The organism is Ornithinibacillus halophilus (genome assembly GCF_900129485.1).
Taxonomy (GTDB): domain Bacteria; phylum Bacillota; class Bacilli; order Bacillales; family Amphibacillaceae; genus Ornithinibacillus; species Ornithinibacillus halophilus.
Genome location: NZ_FQVW01000006.1, coordinates 20447 through 38063, shown reverse-complemented (window position 1 = coordinate 38063; position 17617 = coordinate 20447). Strand labels below are relative to the sequence as shown.

The following is a 17617-nucleotide window of genomic DNA, read 5'->3' as shown; positions in this document are numbered from 1 at the left end:
TCCCCTCCTTTATAGATTTACAACTTCCTCATATGTGAGGTTTGCTAACTTATAATATTTAACAGAGTCTTTATACCTACCTACACTTTCATAATGTTTAGCAATCATATTCGAGTAAATTATTAAGTTTGCATGATCTTTTTGCTTTTTCAGGTAAGGTATAAATTCCTCTATTAATAACGAAGTGAACTTTTCATCTTGATTCGTGATGGCATACTCAAAAGTTAAAACTATGTAATTATACAATCTATGGTAAACATCATTTTTATCTTGTTTTAGAAGATTATTAGCAACTACTATCATCTCTTCAACTTTATCAAAATTTTGGATCTTATAATACTCTTTGATAAGGTTTGTTACTGCCATTAATCTACCAGTAACTTTAGTCTTCTCATCCTTTACTACTTCTAGAAAATGTTTAATACCTTCTTTGGTATCCCCAATATTGGAGTATAAATAACCAAGGTTTTGGTTAGTTAATTGAATCATTTCATTATTTTTATTTAGCCCTCCAAGATGTTTGGCTAAATTATAATGCTTAATTGCTTTTTCATACATTTTAATTCTACGGTAGGCAATCCCAAGAACTATATGGCATTGTGCACACCGAATAAAGTTATACTCTCTTTGAAAGATATCAATAGCCTTATTGGTATAATCAATTGTTTCTAGAACATTCCTTAACTTACTATGTGTTATAGCAATTATGTAATAAATATCTGCTTGTTCAGCATCACTGATATTAATCTGATTAATCTTTTTCTCAGCCAATCGATACATGCGCATTGCATGGGTAAATTCTCCAATAACTGAGCTATAGTTACCTTTAAATTTGTACCAATAGTATAAATGAGTGTTATCAAAAGAGCCTGCTACCTCACTTAAACTATTAATTTGCTCTAAAGCTTTATCATATTCTCCAATTAACAAGAAGTATCTTATCTTATGAATCTCAAACATCATTAAGTTATCAGAACGAACGACTGACATTAGCTGACTAATTTCCTCATATGTTGAAATAATTTCACTTTTATCATTCTGTTCAAAAAGCATATTGAACCAGTTTTGACATTTCTCTTTTATCGTTTCATCCTTCTCACTATTAAGTTCAATTCCTAGTCTCGTACATAACATGCTGATCACTTCTGGACTAGCATCTGTACGCTGGTTCTCAATTTTGGACAAATAGGACATAGAAACAATTCCATCAGCTAACTCTTCTTGTGTCATTCCTTGTTTGACTCGCTGTAATTTAATAAAGGAACCAATTTCCATCTCATCTTCTCCTCCGATTACTTGTCTCTATTACTATTTGCTTATTATTATAATAACATAATTTTCGAACACCGTTATTGGGAAAGTTAGGCCTGAAAAGTGGCTTTAACCATGAAAAAACTTTCCTACTTTCCTAACTTTAGGAAAGTAGGAAAGTTTTGACGTTAATTTCACCCGTTAAACACTACTATATAGAAGAGATTAAATATTCAGATATAAGTCTTCTTTTTATAACCCCACAGAAAGTAAATCTGTGGGGTTGGTGTGAAAATTATAGCATTTCAGAAGTTGTTTTACCTTGCATATGTTGGATTAAGTAATCTGGTCCACCTGCTTTTGAATCTGTACCAGACATGTTAAACCCACCAAATGGTTGGTAACCAACGATTGCTGCTGTACATCCACGGTTGAAGTAAAGGTTTCCAACATGGAAATCACGGCGTGCTTGTTCTAAGTGTTCACGGTTATTTGTGATTACAGCACCTGTTAAGCCGTATTCTGTATTGTTAGCAATTTCAATAGCATGATCAAAATCTTTAGCTTTTGTTAAACCAACAACAGGTCCAAAGATTTCTTCTTGCATAATACGCGCTTCAGGATCCACATCTCCAAATACAGTTGGATTTATGAACCAACCAGTTGAGTCATCTCCATCTCCACCAACAAGAAGCTCTCCTTCATTTTTACCAATCTCAATGTAACTCATAATCTTGTCATATGCACCTTGGTCAATAACTGGACCCATGAAATGAGAATTATCATAAGGATTTCCAGCAGAAAGTTCTTTCGTTAATTCAACTACGCGACCTTTTACATCTTCATAAACATCTTCATGAATAACTGCGCGTGAACATGCTGAACATTTCTGACCAGAGAATCCAAATGCAGATTGTACTATTGATTGTGCAGCCAACTCAAGGTCAGCTTCTTTATCAACAACAATTGTATCTTTACCACCCATTTCAATGATGGTTCGTTTTAACCACTTTTGTCCTTTGTGTACTACTGCTGCACGTTCAAAGATACGTGTACCAACTTCACGAGAACCTGTAAAGCTAATAAAACGTGTACGAGGATGGTCAACTAAGAAATCACCAACTTCACTCCCTGGTCCAGGAATATAGTTAATGACACCTGCAGGAAGACCTGCTTCCTCTAATACTTCCATAAATTTATATGCAATAACTGGTGTCGTACTTGCTGGTTTTAATAATACTGTATTACCACTAACCATTGCAGCTACAGTTGTACCAGCCATAATAGCAAATAAGAAGTTCCATGGTGAAATAACAAGACCAACACCTAATGGAATGTAATTAAATTGGTTATGCTCGATAGGACGGCTGTTTATTTCAATACCATCTTTTATTTTCAGCATTTGACGACCATAATACTCAAGGAAGTCAATTGCTTCTGCAGTATCCGCATCTGCTTCTTTCCACGGTTTTCCGCCTTCTTTTACTAAGTGTGCAGAGAATTCATGTTTACGACGACGAATAATTGCTGCTGCACGGAAAAGAATACCTGCACGGAATTTTGGATCAGAAGTTCTCCAATAGTTTTGGAATCTTTCATCAGCCACTTGAATTGCTTTTTCAGCTAGCTCTTTATTGGCTTTAGATACATACCCAATTATTTCTTCTTTATTAGCTGGGTTAACAGAAACAATTTTGTCTTCTGTAGTGATACGCTCACCATTAATAATTAGTGGATATTCCTTACCTAAATCTGCTTCCACCTTTTTTAGTGCGTCGAGCATCAATTGTCTGTTCTCTTCTACTGAAAAGTCAGTAAATGGTTCGTGCTTGTATGGTACTACCATATAAAAAACCTCCTATACGTTATCCATATTTATACCTTGTTTCCGTTTTCATTATTAAATACAAGTAGCGAGAAATAAACAAGAATTATGAATTTTCAAGAAATAAGTGCATTTATAAAAAAACGGAGTGGTATATTCCACTCCTTATTCTAACTGAAATCTAGCAATTCTTCAATAAATCATTCTTTTTTATATACTATCCTATTAGTGATATACATGGACAGTTGGTTCATTTTCACCTGCAGGTCGGAATATTAATGCTTCCTGTCCTTGACTTGACGTTATATTCACTTCTAAGTCATAGTAATCACCTGAAAACTTTTCCTTTACTAATCCGTAAGCATATTGCGTAAAACCTAGTACTTCCCCTTTTCCATAAAACTCGATTGGAATTTCTAACGTCAATTCTTGCAGTTCTTCATTAATGTAAAATCCTTTTCCAATCACCCCAACGTAATTAGGGAAGAATTCAGCTATATCTGTCGCGAAGCTATTAATCATTTGAGCGTCATCGTAATATTTCCGTTCTGCTTCTCTAGATGGGAAGAGAATATTTTCTTCATTCAGATTATCCCAATTTCTGATCATCATATCTCCACTTTTTACATAGGTTTTTGCAACAAAATTACCTGGTACAGCTGAATTTTGGGCTTCTTCTCGATAGATGGCAAACATAATCGGGATATCTGTTAATTCTTCACGTTGACGAAGCCTTTCCAACACTTTTTGAGCAACTTCTTGGGCTTTTTCAAACATCGTATCGTAGTCAATTTCTTCAAAATAAGGCCCTCTGCCATTTGCATTAAAACGGTAGACAGACTTCATCGCTAAGCCAATCGATATCCCACTTAATTCTACCTTCTTCTCTCCTTTCCGTTGGAGAAAATTTTGCTCGAGAATATGTGTGAGATATCTTGGATTTTCACGATAGTCTTCAACATCTGCTTCATCCTCTACTTCAGGATTAAGATCATCAATCCAATTATATACGGTTGAAAGTGATAAATATTGTCCTTCCTCAAAATAATAATCCCCTGGGTCAAAATATTCTTGTGAATGACGTCGTAACCCTTCTTCCATTTCATCAATGTCGATTCTATTACTTCCCATTTGGTTAATAATAGCACCTCTTGCCTCACTTACTCTATATGGCAAAATCATTGGATAATTTTCATCGGAAAGACGATAACTTGGAACAATTGACTTTTGTCCCTCTACCTCTTCATCATTTGGCAGCACTTCATCCTCACCCTCTAGATTCGGTATACAACCTGTTATGAGGAGGAGGGTGCATATTAAAATAACACTAACTTTTTTCATGCAACCACCCCTTTAGTCTTCTAGCACATCCACTAGCTGTTGTTCATCCCAAATCGTGATTCCTAGTTTCACTGCTTTCTCATATTTTGAACCTGCATCTTCCCCAGCAATTAAAATATCAGTCTTCTTACTGACACTTCCTGTTACAGATCCACCTAATGCTTCTATTTTTTCTTTCGCTTCTGAACGAGTAAATTTCTCCATCTTCCCTGTTAGAACAACCGTCTTCCCATTAAAGACAGATGATTCATCTACCGTTTCAGAGCGCTTAACACCTTTATACTCCAAGTTAACGCCTAATTCGTTTAATTCCTTAATTAAGTCAGTAACCTTTTCTTCTGAAAAATACTGTACAACTGCGTCTGCCATTTTTTCACCAATCTCATCGATGGCAATGAGGTCTTCATAAGTAGCTTTTTGTAGATTAGCCATTGATTCAAATTCTTCTGCTAACGTTTTAGCCGCTTTTGCACCTATGAAACGGATGCCTAGTCCAAACAATAATCTTTCTAATGAGTTTTCCTTTGAAACCTCAATAGCATTCAACAAATTATCCACTGACTTTTCGCCCATTCTTTCAAGTTTTAATAACTCTTCTCGTTCTAGACGATAGATGTCAGCAATTGTATGAATTAATTTTTCTTGGAAAAGTTGGTTGATTACTTTTTCACCGAGTCCATCAATATTCATCGCATTTCTAGAAACAAAATGAATAAGGCCTTCCTGTAATTGGGCAGGACAATTAGGGTTTATACATCTTAACGCTACTTCCTCTTCTAAACGAACTAACTCACTCCCACATGCAGGACATTTTTTTGGCATGTGAAATTCCTTTAAGTTTTCTTTTCTTTTTTCAGGTACGACACGAACAACTTCTGGAATTATATCGCCAGCTTTTTTGACAACAACTGTGTCCCCAATTCGAATATCCCTTTCACGAATCAAATCTTCGTTATGCAAAGAAGCACGTTGCACCGTAGTACCTGCTACCCTAACTGGGTCAAGAATAGCTGTTGGAGTAATGACTCCAGTTCTTCCAACACTTAGTTCGATATCAGTTAATGTTGTAACGACCTCTTCAGCTGGAAACTTATAAGCAATAGCCCATCTAGGACTCTTAGCTGTAAATCCTAGCTCATCCTGTGTTTCTAAATCATCTACTTTAATTACAATCCCATCGATTTCATAATTTAAATTTGGTCGTTCGTTCGTCCAGTATGCGACATATTCTAAAACTTCATCGATGGTTTGACACTTTTTCCATTCTGGATTTGTTTTAAAGCCAAGCTCTTTTAATCGCTCTAGTCGTTCACTGTGGGATGGCAATTCTTCTGCTTGCCACTCACCAACCCCATATAAAAATACATCTAAATTTCTAGAGGCAGCTATTTTAGGATCCAACTGTCGTAATGACCCTGCTGCTGCATTTCTAGGGTTTGCAAATGGCTCTTCCCCATTTTCCTCTTTTACTTTATTTAGAGCTAGAAATGATTTGTGTGGCATGTAAGCCTCTCCACGTACTTCTATTCTTTCCTTTTCCTTAATTGAAAGAGGAATGCTTCGAATCGTACGAAGATTACTTGTAATATCTTCCCCTGTAGAACCATCACCACGTGTAGCACCACGAACAAACTGACCATTTTCATACAACAAAGAAATTGCTAATCCATCTATTTTTAGTTCACAGACAAAAGTTAATTCTTTTTCTGTTCCTTGGCTCACCCTTTTCGCAAAGTCTCTTAAGTCTTGTTCATTAAATGCATTCCCAAGACTGAGCATTGGAATAGAGTGTTGTACTTTCTGGAATCCTTCCAGTGGCTCTCCTCCCACACGTTGGGTAGGAGAGTCAGAAGTTATAAGCTCTGGAAATTGTTCTTCAAGTTCTTGTAATTCTTGAAGCTTTTGATCATACTCAGCATCCGGAACTGTAGGCTTATCCATTACATAATATTCATGTGCATATTGATTTAACAATTCTCTTAACGAAGCTATTTTTTCTTTTGCTTGTTGTTGATCCATTTTAAGCACCCCTTACTCCTTCGTTATTGGTGCAAACTTAGCTAATAATCGTTTGATACCTGTTGGTGCTGGAAATGCAACATCAAGTTCCATTGAATCTCCTTCACCTTGAACCTTCACAACCGTACCAACACCCCATTTTTTATGACTAGCCTTATCCCCTGGCTTCCACGTTTCATTTTCAGCACCAGTTGATTTTTGTTTTTGGGCTTTCCGTTTAACAGGTGCCTCTTGAATTTTCGGTTTGCCAAATGGTGAAGCTGTTGGAGAAGGTTTGGAACCGAACATTGATGTTTTCACTTCTTCAATTCCTTCAATCAGTTCTTCAGGTATTTCATTAATAAAACGACTAATAGGATTCATATTCGTACGTCCAAATAGGGTACGCATTTTCGCATGAGTTAAGAAAAGTTGTTTCTCTGCTCTCGTAATTCCCACATATGCTAATCGTCGTTCTTCTTCCATTTCCTCTTCATCAAACATCGAACGACTATGAGGGAAAACATTCTCTTCCATACCAATTAAAAATACAACTGGAAACTCTAACCCTTTGGCAGCATGCAAAGTCATCATCGTTACTTTTTCTTCATTTTGGCTCTCTTCTTCATCCACACGGTCAATGTCTGCAATTAAAGCTAAGTCTGTTAAAAAGGCAATTAATGTCTTATCCTCGCTTGTTTCTTCATACTTCTGTGTTACGGTTTTAAACTCTTCTATATTTTCTAATCGGCTCTGCGCCTCAATGGAGCGTTCATTTTTCAGCATTTGTTCATAGCCAGTTCGCTCAAGTACAGCCTCTACCATATCAGTCGCCGTCAAAAACTCTTGCTGTTGGCTTAACGTTTTTATTAATGTACCGAATTCAGATAAAGCATTGGCTGCCTTCTTAGATACTCCTGTAAAATCAACTTCTAAAATTGTTTGATACAAAGAAATATCGTGGTTAGTAGCATAAGCTCGTAATTTCTCAACCGATGTCTTCCCAATTCCTCGCTTCGGTTCATTGACTACTCGTTCAAAGCTAATGTCATCATTGGGATTCGTAATTAGACGTAAATAAGCAAGCATATCTTTAATTTCTTTACGATCATAGAACTTAGTACCACCTACCATTTGATAGGCTACACCAGATTTTACAAATGTATCCTCCACTGCACGGGATTGCGCATTCGTCCGATATAGAATCGCAACATCATTCGGTGAAAATTCTCCTTTTGAGGTCAATTCTTGAATTTTGTCGGTGATGAATATTGCTTCATCTTGTTCGGTTGTACCTTGGTAGTAATTGATTTTATTTCCACTTGGATTATCAGTCCAAAGATTTTTCGGTTTTCTACCTGTATTATTATTAATAACTTTATTGGCAGCATCTAAAATGGACTTTGTGGAACGATAATTTTGCTCCAAAAATATTGCTCTAGCTGTTGGATAATCTTTTTCAAACGATAAAATATTCCCAATATCTGCGCCACGCCAACGATAAATCGATTGATCTGAGTCACCTACAACACAGAGATTTTGGAATCGACTTGCTAACTGCTTTACTAAAAAGTATTGCGCATGGTTAGTATCTTGATACTCGTCGACATGAATATATTGAAACCTTCTTTGGTAATATTCCAATACCTCTGGCACACGTTTAAACAGATGGATTGTCTCCATAATTAAATCATCAAAATCAAGCGACTGGTTTTTTTGTAGTCTCTTTTGGTATTCTGTGTAAACTTCTGATACTTGTCTACTAAAATAATCCCCCACGCTTTCACTAAATTTCTCAGGGGTAATCAATTCATTTTTTGCACCACTAATTTGTCCTAAAATCGCTCGTGGATCGAACTTTTTCGAATCAATATTTTTATCTTTCAAAATTTGTTTGATTAATGATAGCTGATCACCACTATCTAAAATTGTGAAATTCCTACTGAAGCCAATTCGATCTATATCTCTTCTCAATATTCGTACACACATGGAGTGGAACGTAGATACCCACATATTTTCCCCTTCTGGTCCAACTAATCTTGCCACACGTTCCTTCATTTCTCTTGCAGCTTTGTTGGTAAAGGTAATCGCTAATATATTACGTGGAGAAACATCTTTTTCTCCCATTAGGTAAGCGATGCGGTGGGTAAGTACTCGCGTTTTCCCACTACCTGCTCCTGCCATTATTAATAACGGCCCATCTGTATGTTTAACTGCTTCTTGTTGTTCTTTATTTAACCCTTTAATTAGGTCACCAATTGTTCGACTCACAAAATACACCTTCCTATGTTATAACTCTTTACAGCTTTTACCGTCTTCAAAGCTGTTTTAAAATCTGTATATAAACTATTTCCAACGATAATTACATCAGCGTGTTCTTTCATTTCACGTGCTTGTATGCTATTTTTAATTCCTCCACCATAGAATAGCAAAGTTTCCTTTAATTCATTCTTCACTTGTTCTACCAATGCAGGTGACCCATATGTCCCGCTATATTCTATATAGAAAATTGGTAAGTGGAAGACCTTTTCTGCCATATATGCATAAGCAATGACATCCTCATCACTTGGTAATTTAGAATTTGTTTTTTGGAAAGCTTTTGCCTCTTCATTTAAAATACAGTAACCTTCGAAAAAGATTTCATTGAAATCCATAATATCTTTAAATTGCTTAATGGCATCATGCTGGATATCCATAAGCCATTTTTTCTCCTGACTATTCATCACCATTGGGATAAAATAATAATCAAATCCTGGTGTAATAGCTTCCATATCGGAAATCTCTAGTATACATGGAACGGTATAACGACGTATACGGGAAAGTAAATCCAGTACACCGTCCAATGTTATATTGTCTGTTCCTCCGACAATTACTGCATCTGTACCAGATTCACAAACTTGTTCAAGTTGTTCGTCTGATATTTCCTTTGCTGGATCTAATTTAAATATGTGCTTCCATTCTTTCATATTTATATTCAATGGTACAATCCTCCAATATAAAATCCCATGTCTTACCTATTATTACACACGTATCTATTCCATTATAAAATTATAATGGAAGTTTCACTTTATTATAGCAAAAAACAGAGTATGAATTTAGCGATATGAATATTCTTTTGTAGAAATATATGGGGGAATTTGCATATTAACAAAATACGAAGTTCTAGAGGTTATTTTAAGTAGATATGCTGTAGGTCGGAGTGACAAACAATGATTAGATAGAAGGGAGGACATGGTTTTATCCATGCCCTGAACCTTTTACTCTTTATCCATCATTCGGTCTAGTACCGTTTTATAACCATCACTACCATAGTTTATGCATCGACGTACACGTGAGATGGTAGCTGTAGATGCTTTTGTTTCCTTTTCAATCATGCTATATGTATGACCTTCTGTTAACATTTTTGCTACTTGTAGTCGTTGAGAGAGTGATTGAATTTCACCCATTGTTGCAATGTCATCAAAAAAACGATAGCATTCTTCTCTATCTTTTAAAGAAAGAATAGCATCGAATAATTGATCCAAATGCTCTCCCCTTAACTTATCAATTTGCATGTTCCCATCTCCCTACTCATTCATTACCTTAACCGATTGTTCCATTCCTGGGTTTGTCGGAACAACATTAACCCATGTTTTACCGGGTACAAAACCAACTGACTCACCGTCTTTAACAGGGATTAACCTGCCAAATCGATTTTCCCATTCTAGCTTTTGAATTTTTCCTTTTTGAATAAGGTAGGCATCCCCACCTGCGTATAAATCAATATCTCGTCGCCCTACATCATCAATGACGGCGTGTTGTGCTTCAATAATAAAAACATTATCTACTTCAATTGGCTCATCTGTTTCTAGTTCAACTGTCTGTTCTCTATCATTATAGCGATTATATTTTTCTGATGCAGGATCGTATGTAAATTCTACTATTTCCATTGGATTGTTGGAATAAACGATTTCAATATGATTTGCCTCTTCTCCAGATAAACGACCGATTTCTTCATCATCTAAAAATGGTAATGACTCGTACTCTCGTTTCACGTCGTATCCTTTACTTTCAGCAACGTCATAAACATTTTCCATTAGAAAATATGAATTATGTGGTGCTACTCTAAAGGATTCCCGCTTAAAGGCATGCCCATCATTATCTCGGTAATATCCATCAATGTACTCTATCCCTCTATTATAAATCATTTCATTTACAAATCCAGCAGCACCGTGATAGACATATAACGCACCATAACGGTTAGCCAAATCAAAGTAATATTCTCTCGCACTTCGTACAGGTCCTACTACATCCGGTTTTTCACTTTGAAATAATGCTAGAAACCTAGTGATTGGTCCTTCTGCTAATAGTTCAAAGACAATATCCGCTTGACTTAAACCTGTTTGTGGTCTCGCATTCGTATGGTTATTAATCATTATCCCCACAATTCGGTCATCTACCTCATCATTTGTACCAACACCTGTTAGCGGGAAAGTATTTTTATACTCTGGTTCTGGATCAGGTTCTTCCGTTACATTTTCTTCTTGCTCTGATTCTTGTGGTTGTTCATTTTCTGTTGGTGATTCTGTTTCCTTCGCTACCTCTTCATCGTTGGAACACGCAGCAAGGAATAATGCGATAAATAATAGTAAGATTAGTTTTCTCATATCTCCCAACACCTTTATAAAAAGATTTTAGTGCTTAATCCTTATTATAGATTAACGCATTGTTGCTGGGAAGAGCACATTTCTCTTCTTAACATCAATGATTCCTTCTTGGGTAATTCGAATATACGGTAAATGAGTGGATGAAAGAAACAGAATACTATAAACTGGGTCATCAAATGGATACCCAAATTCTTTTAGTATTTCTTTTAATTGCTTTTCTTTTGCAATGAGTTCACCCATTGTACCAGAAAATAATTTTCCACCTAACTCTAGTGGAATTTCAATTAATATCTCACCATTATGAACTACGACAATGCCTCCACCAAGTTCCTTCATTCTCTCCCAAGCGAGTAGCATATCTTGTTTGTTTTTTCCAATAAAAACTAAGTCGCCTGTTTGTGAATATGAACTTACTAGAGCACCGAGCTTATTTGTGAATCCTTTTAATGTCGTATTAATTCTCCATTGACCGTCCTGATCAATTAACATTAAGAAGGCATCTTCTCGGTTACTTGGCAATTCATCCATAGTAACGTCAGTTTCAATAGCATACGGCTTAATAATGACATCATTTATCATATCCAATCCAATTGGAACAGAGAATTGCAAATCATTAATACTTAAATCCCAATCAAACTGCTTTGAGCCTATGTTATATTTTTCCCAATTAATAAGCGAAGGAACTGGTTGTTCTTCTCCTTCTCTTACAATCCACTGTCCTTTCGCTAACACACTTTCAGGATGAGGATTAGCTTTGTCCTGTAAAATATTAATATGTGCAATTCTTCCTGGAGCTATACTTCCTAATTGTTCATCTAATCGGAAATGACGTGCTACATTGTACGTTGCCATTCGATACGCCTCTTCAATCGGAACTCCTTTATCAATAGCAATCTCAATACAAATATTCATTAAGCCTTTTTCATAAAACGCAGGTGTCCCGCCATCGGTCGTCATTGTTAAGTTATCAAATGTTGTTAGACCTGCTTCTAGTATTTCTTCTATTAATCTCGGTAAATCTGGTCGAATAGAAGAATACCGCAGCCCAACGTGATATCCAAGCTCTAAACGCTTTAATACATCCTCCCCTGAAAGAGATTCGTGATCAGCACTAACACCTAGTAACTTCATTTTTGTTAATGTTTTTTCTGACGCCCCTGGTAAATGTCCCTCAATTGGCTTCAATAGATGCTTTGTTTCCTGCATCCAATATAGTAATCTATCATCACCAGCTAACACACTTGGCCATGCTGTTAGTTCTCCTCCTTGTACTACGGAAGGATGAGATATCCAGTCCATCATATCCCTTGTATTGAAAATAGAATCTTCATCTTGCAATGTCGTCTGTGGATCAAAACGGGACCACCAATACATGGATACTGGTATTTTATTAAATTCCTCAATTATAGAAAACGCTTTCTTTTTATTTAATAATAAAAGCCACGTCAAATTATCATTTATTAATGTTGTTGTACCAAACTTTGCTGCATGATGAGCTAAATTTTCAGGGTTGTATAATTGAAATGGATGGGCATGAGGTTCCATGTAGCCCGGCACGATATATTTTCCAGTGCAATCCACGATTTCTGTTCCTTGGTCATTGCTCGGAAGTTTTTCCCCTACATAAACGATGCGTTCTTCGTAAATCCATATATTAGCTTCTAACCATTGTTTTGTATATACATTTAAGTATGTAGCATTTGTTAATACCAATGTCGGTGCTACCATACCATCTATTACTTTTACATGTTTTCTTAATTCATAATTTCTCCAGTACCCTTTATCTAGCATATGGCAACTCTCCAAATTTTCATTTTTATAATTGTATCATATTTCACACTTTATTACTGTAAAGTTTTCGTTAAATAAAGTGAAAAATTTGTGAAGTCAATAAATGGCTTTTTTATTTCAATAAGGGAATTAGGATTCACTAGTTATAGAGATGGTCCCTGGTTCCGTTATTCAGCTAAAAAGAACTACTTTTTAGTAGCAAACGGATTATGGTTCCGTTATATGCTATAAAACTATGCTAATTGAGGTAGGAGAAGTGCATTAACGGAATGAGGATTACATAACCCCTTAAATAGCTGTGATTTTCAATAAATAAAGGAATGAGGATTCATCAAGCCCACAAGAAAAGGCGCCCTTACTTCACACAAGGGCGTCTTCTTTACAATTCTTTCCTATGTCACTTCGATAAAAGAGCTTGCTAGAGTCTCCTATATTATTCAACTGATTGTATACAGCATCAAATGCCTGATGATAAGTGGTTGCTTTGGCACCGACTAACATTACGCGCCCACCGTTGGACACAAGCCTATTGTCAATTTGGTCTACACCAGCATACGCTGCAAATGTTTCTTCACAATCAAGGTTAGGAATAGGAATATTTTTTTCATAGGTTGCTGGGTAACCCTGTGCTGCAACAACTACTCCAAGGCATTTTTTATCCTCCCATTGTAGTTCAGGGTCCTTTCCATGACAGACATCAACGATCACTTGTAAGAAATCTTTATTCAATAATGGAAGGATAACTTGTGTTTCAGGGTCACCAAAACGTGCATTAAATTCAATTACTTTAGGCCCACTAGTTGTCATCATTAAACCAGCATAAAGAATACCTGTAAAACTTCTTCCTTCACTTACAAGTCCATCGGCTGCCTTTTGTAGAACTTCCTTTGTTGTATTAGTGATGATATCCTCTGAAATATCCGGGACAGGAGCATACGCGCCCATTCCACCAGTATTTGGTCCTTCATCATTGTCAAAAGCGCGTTTATGGTCACGAGCTGGAATCATTGGATAAACGTTACTCCCATGAACAAATGCCATTAAAGAAAATTCTCTTCCCTCTAAAAACTCTTCAATTACAATTGTTGTGCCTGCATCTGCATAACATTTCGAAACGAGCATTTCATCAATCGCTTGTAGTGCATCCCTTTCAGTTTCTGCAACGACGACACCTTTTCCGGCTGCTAGACCATCTGCTTTTATTACGATAGGCGCACCTTTAGTTCTTACATAATACTTTGCCTCTTCTACATCAGTAAAGGTTTGATAAGAAGCTGTAGGTATACCTTGTCTTGTCATAAAAGCTTTTGCAAAATCCTTACTTCCTTCAATAAGTGCCGCTTCTTTTGTTGGTGCGAAGATAGGTAGGTTTTCTTCACGAAAACGATTGGATATCCCTAACATGAGGGGATTTTCCGGGCCGACTATTGTCATGTCAATTTGCTTTTCCTTTGCAAAATCAATTAATCTCTCTATCTCACTTTCATCAATAGGAACCCGTGTTGCTTCATCCATTCCAGCATTTCCTGGTGCAACATATATTTCATTAACTGTCTTACTTTCTGCCAGTTTTTGAACCATACTGTGTTCACGTCCACCACGACCAACCACTAATACATTCATCATTTGCCCCCTCTTAATGTTTAAAGTGACGCATTCCTGTGTATACCATGGCAATTCCATGTTGGTCACAAACATCAATAGAATCTTGGTCTCGCTTAGAACCACCAGGTTGAATAATCGCCGTAACCCCTGCTTCTACTGCTGCCTCAACAGTATCTGGCATTGGGAAGAATGCATCTGATGCCATTACTGCCCCATGTGATTTTTCACCTGCTTGCTCGATAGCAATCTTTGCTGCTCCTACACGGTTCATTTGACCAGCACCAATTCCTACCGTTTGATTATCTTTTGCTAGAACAATCGCATTGGATTTCACATGTTTGACAGCCTTCCAAGCAAATAATAAATCCATCATCTCTTGTTCAGTAGGTTCTCTTTTTGTTGCCACTGTTACCTGTTCTTCTTGTATCATGCCGTCATCCTTATGTTGGACCAATACCCCTCCACTTACTGTCGTAAATTTATGTTGTGAACTTTCATCCGGAATTAACTCTACTTCCAATAGACGAATATTTTTCTTTTGTGTAAGTATATTTAACGCTTCGTTTGAAAAACTCGGTGCAAGGACAATTTCAAGAAAAATCTCACTTAGTTGTCTAGCTGTATCTACATCTACTTCCCGATTTAAAGCAACAATCCCACCAAAAATGGAGATTGGGTCCGCATCAAATGCCGTTTGAAAAGCTTCACTAATAGAATCTCTAACCCCAATTCCACATGGGTTCATATGTTTTATGGCTACTGCAGCTGGCTCAATAAATTCACTTACTATTTCAATTGCAGCATTCGCATCTTGAATATTATTGTAAGAAAGCTCTTTCCCATGTAATTGTTTTGCTGTCGCTAGACTAGTTCCTTTATGTAATGGATTTTTATAAAACGCTGCCTCCTGATGTGGGTTTTCTCCATACCGAAGTGTCTGCACCTTTTCATAGGTCATCGTATAATTTTCAGGAAAGGACTCTCCTGTTTGTTCCGAAAAATAATTTGCAATTAGCGCATCATAATTTGCTGTATGACGAAAAACTTTAGCAGCTAAATTCATCCGATTATTTTCATTTAACTCCCCAGACTGCAGCTGTTGTAAAACGTTTTGGTAATCGGATGGTTCAACTATGACCGTTACATCTTGATAGTTTTTGGCCGCCGCTCGTAGCATGGTCGGTCCACCAATATCAATGTTTTCGATCATTTCATCTTGGGATACCCCTTGCTTTTGTAACGTCTCTTTAAATGGATACAAATTGACAACGACTATGTCGATTGGATAGATATTGTTTTCTTCCAGCTGATGTCGATGCGCTACATTATCTCGTTTTGCAAGCAACCCTGCATGAACATTTGGGTGCAATGTTTTGACACGTCCATCTAAAATCTCAGGAAAACCAGTAACGGTATCAATTGCAACAGCAGGTATCCCTGCTTCCTGAAGCACACGCAATGTTCCACCTGTTGAAACGACTTCATAATCAAGTTCTACTAATCCTTTTGCGAGCTCTACGACATTTTGTTTATCAGAAACACTAATTAATGCACGCTTTTTCATGACTTAACTCCTTTACTTAAAACATCATTTATAACAGCAGGATATAATTGATGTTCTACTTCTTGAATTCGTTTTTGTAACGATTCTTTTGTATCATTTTTATGTACTTTAATTTCTACTTGATCAATGATCGGACCAGTATCAATCCCCTCATCAATGTAATGCACTGTTACTCCAGTTGTTTCAACTCCTGCACGAAATGCCTGCCCAATAGCATCTTTTCCAGGAAACTGTGGTAACAAGGATGGATGGATATTCATCATTTTCCCATCATATGCTTGAAGCAACGTTGGTCCAACAATTCGCATATAACCTGCTAAGAAAATCCAGTCAATCTTTGCTTCCTTTAAAACGTGAAGTACTTCCAGTTCATATTCTTCCTTTGTTGAATACATATTGGGATCAAAAACTATGGTTGGAACATTGAATCTTTTCGCTTTCTCCAGAACGGATGCACCTGGTTTATCACAAACTAAAAGGGTAATTTCACAGGCAAGGTTTTCTGTTTCCATCATTGCTTGAAAATTGCTTCCTGTTCCTGATGCAAACACGGCTGCTCGAACTTTACTCATGGCGGAAATGCACTCCCTCTTTATCAATAACCTGACCAATTAACTTCGCATTTTCCCCATTTGCATGAAGAACCTGTAACGCCTTTTCTACATCCGCTTCATTTACGACAATGATCATTCCTATTCCCATATTAAATATTCCGTACATGTCTTCATCTGCAATATTTCCTATCGCTTGTAAAAATCGGAATACCTCTTGTACTTCCCAACTCGTAGAATCTAAGGTAACACCCAATCCAGCAGGCAACATTCTTGGAATATTTTCATAGAATCCACCACCTGTAATATGAGAGATTCCCTTTACGTTCACTTCTTTCATTAACCCTTCTATTGCCTTGGCATAAATTTTTGTTGGAGTCAGTAAAACTTCTCCAAGAGGTTTTGAGAATCCATCATAGGTCGATGCTAGTTCCTTATCTTCTACTAGTTTACGAACCAATGAATACCCATTCGAATGAATTCCGCTTGATGGTAAACCAATAACCATATCGCCAGTACCAATAGATGAACCTGTAATGATGTTTTGTTTTTCTGCTACACCAACTACAAAACCTGCTAGATCGTATTCATTTTCATCATACATCCCAGGCATTTCTGCTGTTTCTCCTCCTATTAAGGCAGCACCAGATTGAACACATCCATTAGTAACACCTGATACAATTTGTTCAATCATGACAGGTTCATTTTTTCCACAAGCAATATAATCTAGAAAAAACAGTGGTTTTGCACCTTGAGCCACAATATCATTGACACACATTGCAACTAAATCAATTCCAACTGTATCGTGTTTATTCAGCTGAAATGAAAGTTTCAGCTTTGTTCCTACACCATCCGTTCCTGAAACTAATACCGGCTCCTTAACATCCAAAGCAGATAAATCAAATAACCCAGCAAATGCACCGATACCACCTAGTACTTCAGGACGATTCGTTTTTGCGATATGTTTCTTCATTCGTTCGACAGCTTCATAGCCTTTTTCTACATCCACACCTGCTTCTTTATACACGTTCGACATCTTGACACC

13 protein-coding genes are annotated in these 17617 nt (G+C 36.8%); all 13 read right to left on the bottom strand.

All coding sequences use genetic code 11. The features are described 5' to 3' along the window. Positions 1–9 precede the first annotated feature (9 nt). Complete coding sequence (locus BUB12_RS04700; protein WP_072888578.1) at positions 10–1275, bottom strand: helix-turn-helix domain-containing protein; 1266 nt, start codon at positions 1273–1275, stop codon at positions 10–12. A gap of 271 nt (positions 1276–1546) precedes the next feature. Next, positions 1547–3097: an L-glutamate gamma-semialdehyde dehydrogenase gene (pruA, locus tag BUB12_RS04695; RefSeq protein ID WP_072888577.1), complete on the bottom strand. Its 1551-nt coding sequence runs from the start codon at positions 3095–3097 to the stop codon at positions 1547–1549. 204 nt (positions 3098–3301) lie between these two features. Further along, the gene (locus tag BUB12_RS04690) at positions 3302–4417 is read right to left on the bottom strand and encodes a CamS family sex pheromone protein (protein WP_072888576.1); all 1116 of its coding nucleotides are present in this window, start codon (positions 4415–4417) and stop codon (positions 3302–3304) included. A 12-nt stretch (positions 4418–4429) separates the two neighbouring features. Next, complete coding sequence (gene ligA, locus BUB12_RS04685) at positions 4430–6436, bottom strand: NAD-dependent DNA ligase LigA (protein ID WP_072888575.1); 2007 nt, start codon at positions 6434–6436, stop codon at positions 4430–4432. Positions 6437–6448: 12 nt separating this feature from the next. Next, on the bottom strand, positions 6449–8686 hold the full coding sequence (gene pcrA / locus BUB12_RS04680) for a DNA helicase PcrA (protein WP_072888573.1): 2238 nt from the start codon (positions 8684–8686) through the stop codon (positions 6449–6451). Continuing rightward, complete coding sequence (gene pcrB, locus BUB12_RS04675; RefSeq protein WP_072888651.1) at positions 8683–9381, bottom strand: heptaprenylglyceryl phosphate synthase; 699 nt, start codon at positions 9379–9381, stop codon at positions 8683–8685. The genes pcrA and pcrB overlap by 4 nt, the downstream gene beginning before the upstream one ends. Before the next feature lie 291 nt (positions 9382–9672). Then, positions 9673–9969 (bottom strand): YerC/YecD family TrpR-related protein, encoded by a 297-nt coding sequence (locus BUB12_RS04670; RefSeq protein ID WP_072888571.1) that lies wholly within the window; start codon positions 9967–9969, stop codon positions 9673–9675. A gap of 12 nt (positions 9970–9981) precedes the next feature. Further along, positions 9982–11061, bottom strand: coding sequence for a DUF3048 domain-containing protein (locus tag BUB12_RS04665; protein ID WP_072888569.1), 1080 nt, complete (start codon positions 11059–11061; stop codon positions 9982–9984). A 51-nt stretch (positions 11062–11112) separates the two neighbouring features. Then, positions 11113–12852 (bottom strand): adenine deaminase C-terminal domain-containing protein, encoded by a 1740-nt coding sequence (locus tag BUB12_RS04660; RefSeq protein WP_072888567.1) that lies wholly within the window; start codon positions 12850–12852, stop codon positions 11113–11115. Positions 12853–13212: 360 nt separating this feature from the next. Next, complete coding sequence (gene purD, locus BUB12_RS04655) at positions 13213–14475, bottom strand: phosphoribosylamine--glycine ligase (protein WP_072888566.1); 1263 nt, start codon at positions 14473–14475, stop codon at positions 13213–13215. 13 nt (positions 14476–14488) lie between these two features. Next, positions 14489–16021: a bifunctional phosphoribosylaminoimidazolecarboxamide formyltransferase/IMP cyclohydrolase gene (purH, locus tag BUB12_RS04650; RefSeq protein ID WP_072888564.1), complete on the bottom strand. Its 1533-nt coding sequence runs from the start codon at positions 16019–16021 to the stop codon at positions 14489–14491. After that, on the bottom strand, positions 16018–16593 hold the full coding sequence (purN, locus tag BUB12_RS04645; protein WP_072888562.1) for a phosphoribosylglycinamide formyltransferase: 576 nt from the start codon (positions 16591–16593) through the stop codon (positions 16018–16020). Before purN ends, purH begins: the two co-directional genes overlap by 4 nt. Continuing rightward, the gene (gene purM / locus BUB12_RS04640; protein WP_072888560.1) at positions 16586–17608 is read right to left on the bottom strand and encodes a phosphoribosylformylglycinamidine cyclo-ligase; all 1023 of its coding nucleotides are present in this window, start codon (positions 17606–17608) and stop codon (positions 16586–16588) included. The genes purN and purM overlap by 8 nt, the downstream gene beginning before the upstream one ends. Positions 17609–17617 lie beyond the last annotated feature (9 nt).

Bases quoted from the DNA above. Each gene is read 5' to 3' on its own strand.
- purN (WP_072888562.1), bottom strand. From the start codon at position 16,593: ATGAGTAAAGTTCGAGCAGCCGTGTTTGCATCAGGAACAGGAAGCAAT.
- purM (WP_072888560.1), bottom strand. From the start codon at position 17,608: ATGTCGAACGTGTATAAAGAAGCAGGTGTGGATGTAGAAAAAGGCTAT.
- BUB12_RS04700 (WP_072888578.1), bottom strand. From the start codon at position 1,275: ATGGAAATTGGTTCCTTTATTAAATTACAGCGAGTCAAACAAGGAATG.
- BUB12_RS04670 (WP_072888571.1), bottom strand. From the start codon at position 9,969: ATGCAAATTGATAAGTTAAGGGGAGAGCATTTGGATCAATTATTCGAT.
- purD (WP_072888566.1), bottom strand. From the start codon at position 14,475: ATGAATGTATTAGTGGTTGGTCGTGGTGGACGTGAACACAGTATGGTT.
- BUB12_RS04665 (WP_072888569.1), bottom strand. From the start codon at position 11,061: ATGAGAAAACTAATCTTACTATTATTTATCGCATTATTCCTTGCTGCG.
- pcrB (WP_072888651.1), bottom strand. From the start codon at position 9,381: ATGAAAGAATGGAAGCACATATTTAAATTAGATCCAGCAAAGGAAATA.
- BUB12_RS04660 (WP_072888567.1), bottom strand. From the start codon at position 12,852: ATGCTAGATAAAGGGTACTGGAGAAATTATGAATTAAGAAAACATGTA.
- ligA (WP_072888575.1), bottom strand. From the start codon at position 6,436: ATGGATCAACAACAAGCAAAAGAAAAAATAGCTTCGTTAAGAGAATTG.
- BUB12_RS04690 (WP_072888576.1), bottom strand. From the start codon at position 4,417: ATGAAAAAAGTTAGTGTTATTTTAATATGCACCCTCCTCCTCATAACA.
- purH (WP_072888564.1), bottom strand. From the start codon at position 16,021: ATGAAAAAGCGTGCATTAATTAGTGTTTCTGATAAACAAAATGTCGTA.
- pruA (WP_072888577.1), bottom strand. From the start codon at position 3,097: ATGGTAGTACCATACAAGCACGAACCATTTACTGACTTTTCAGTAGAA.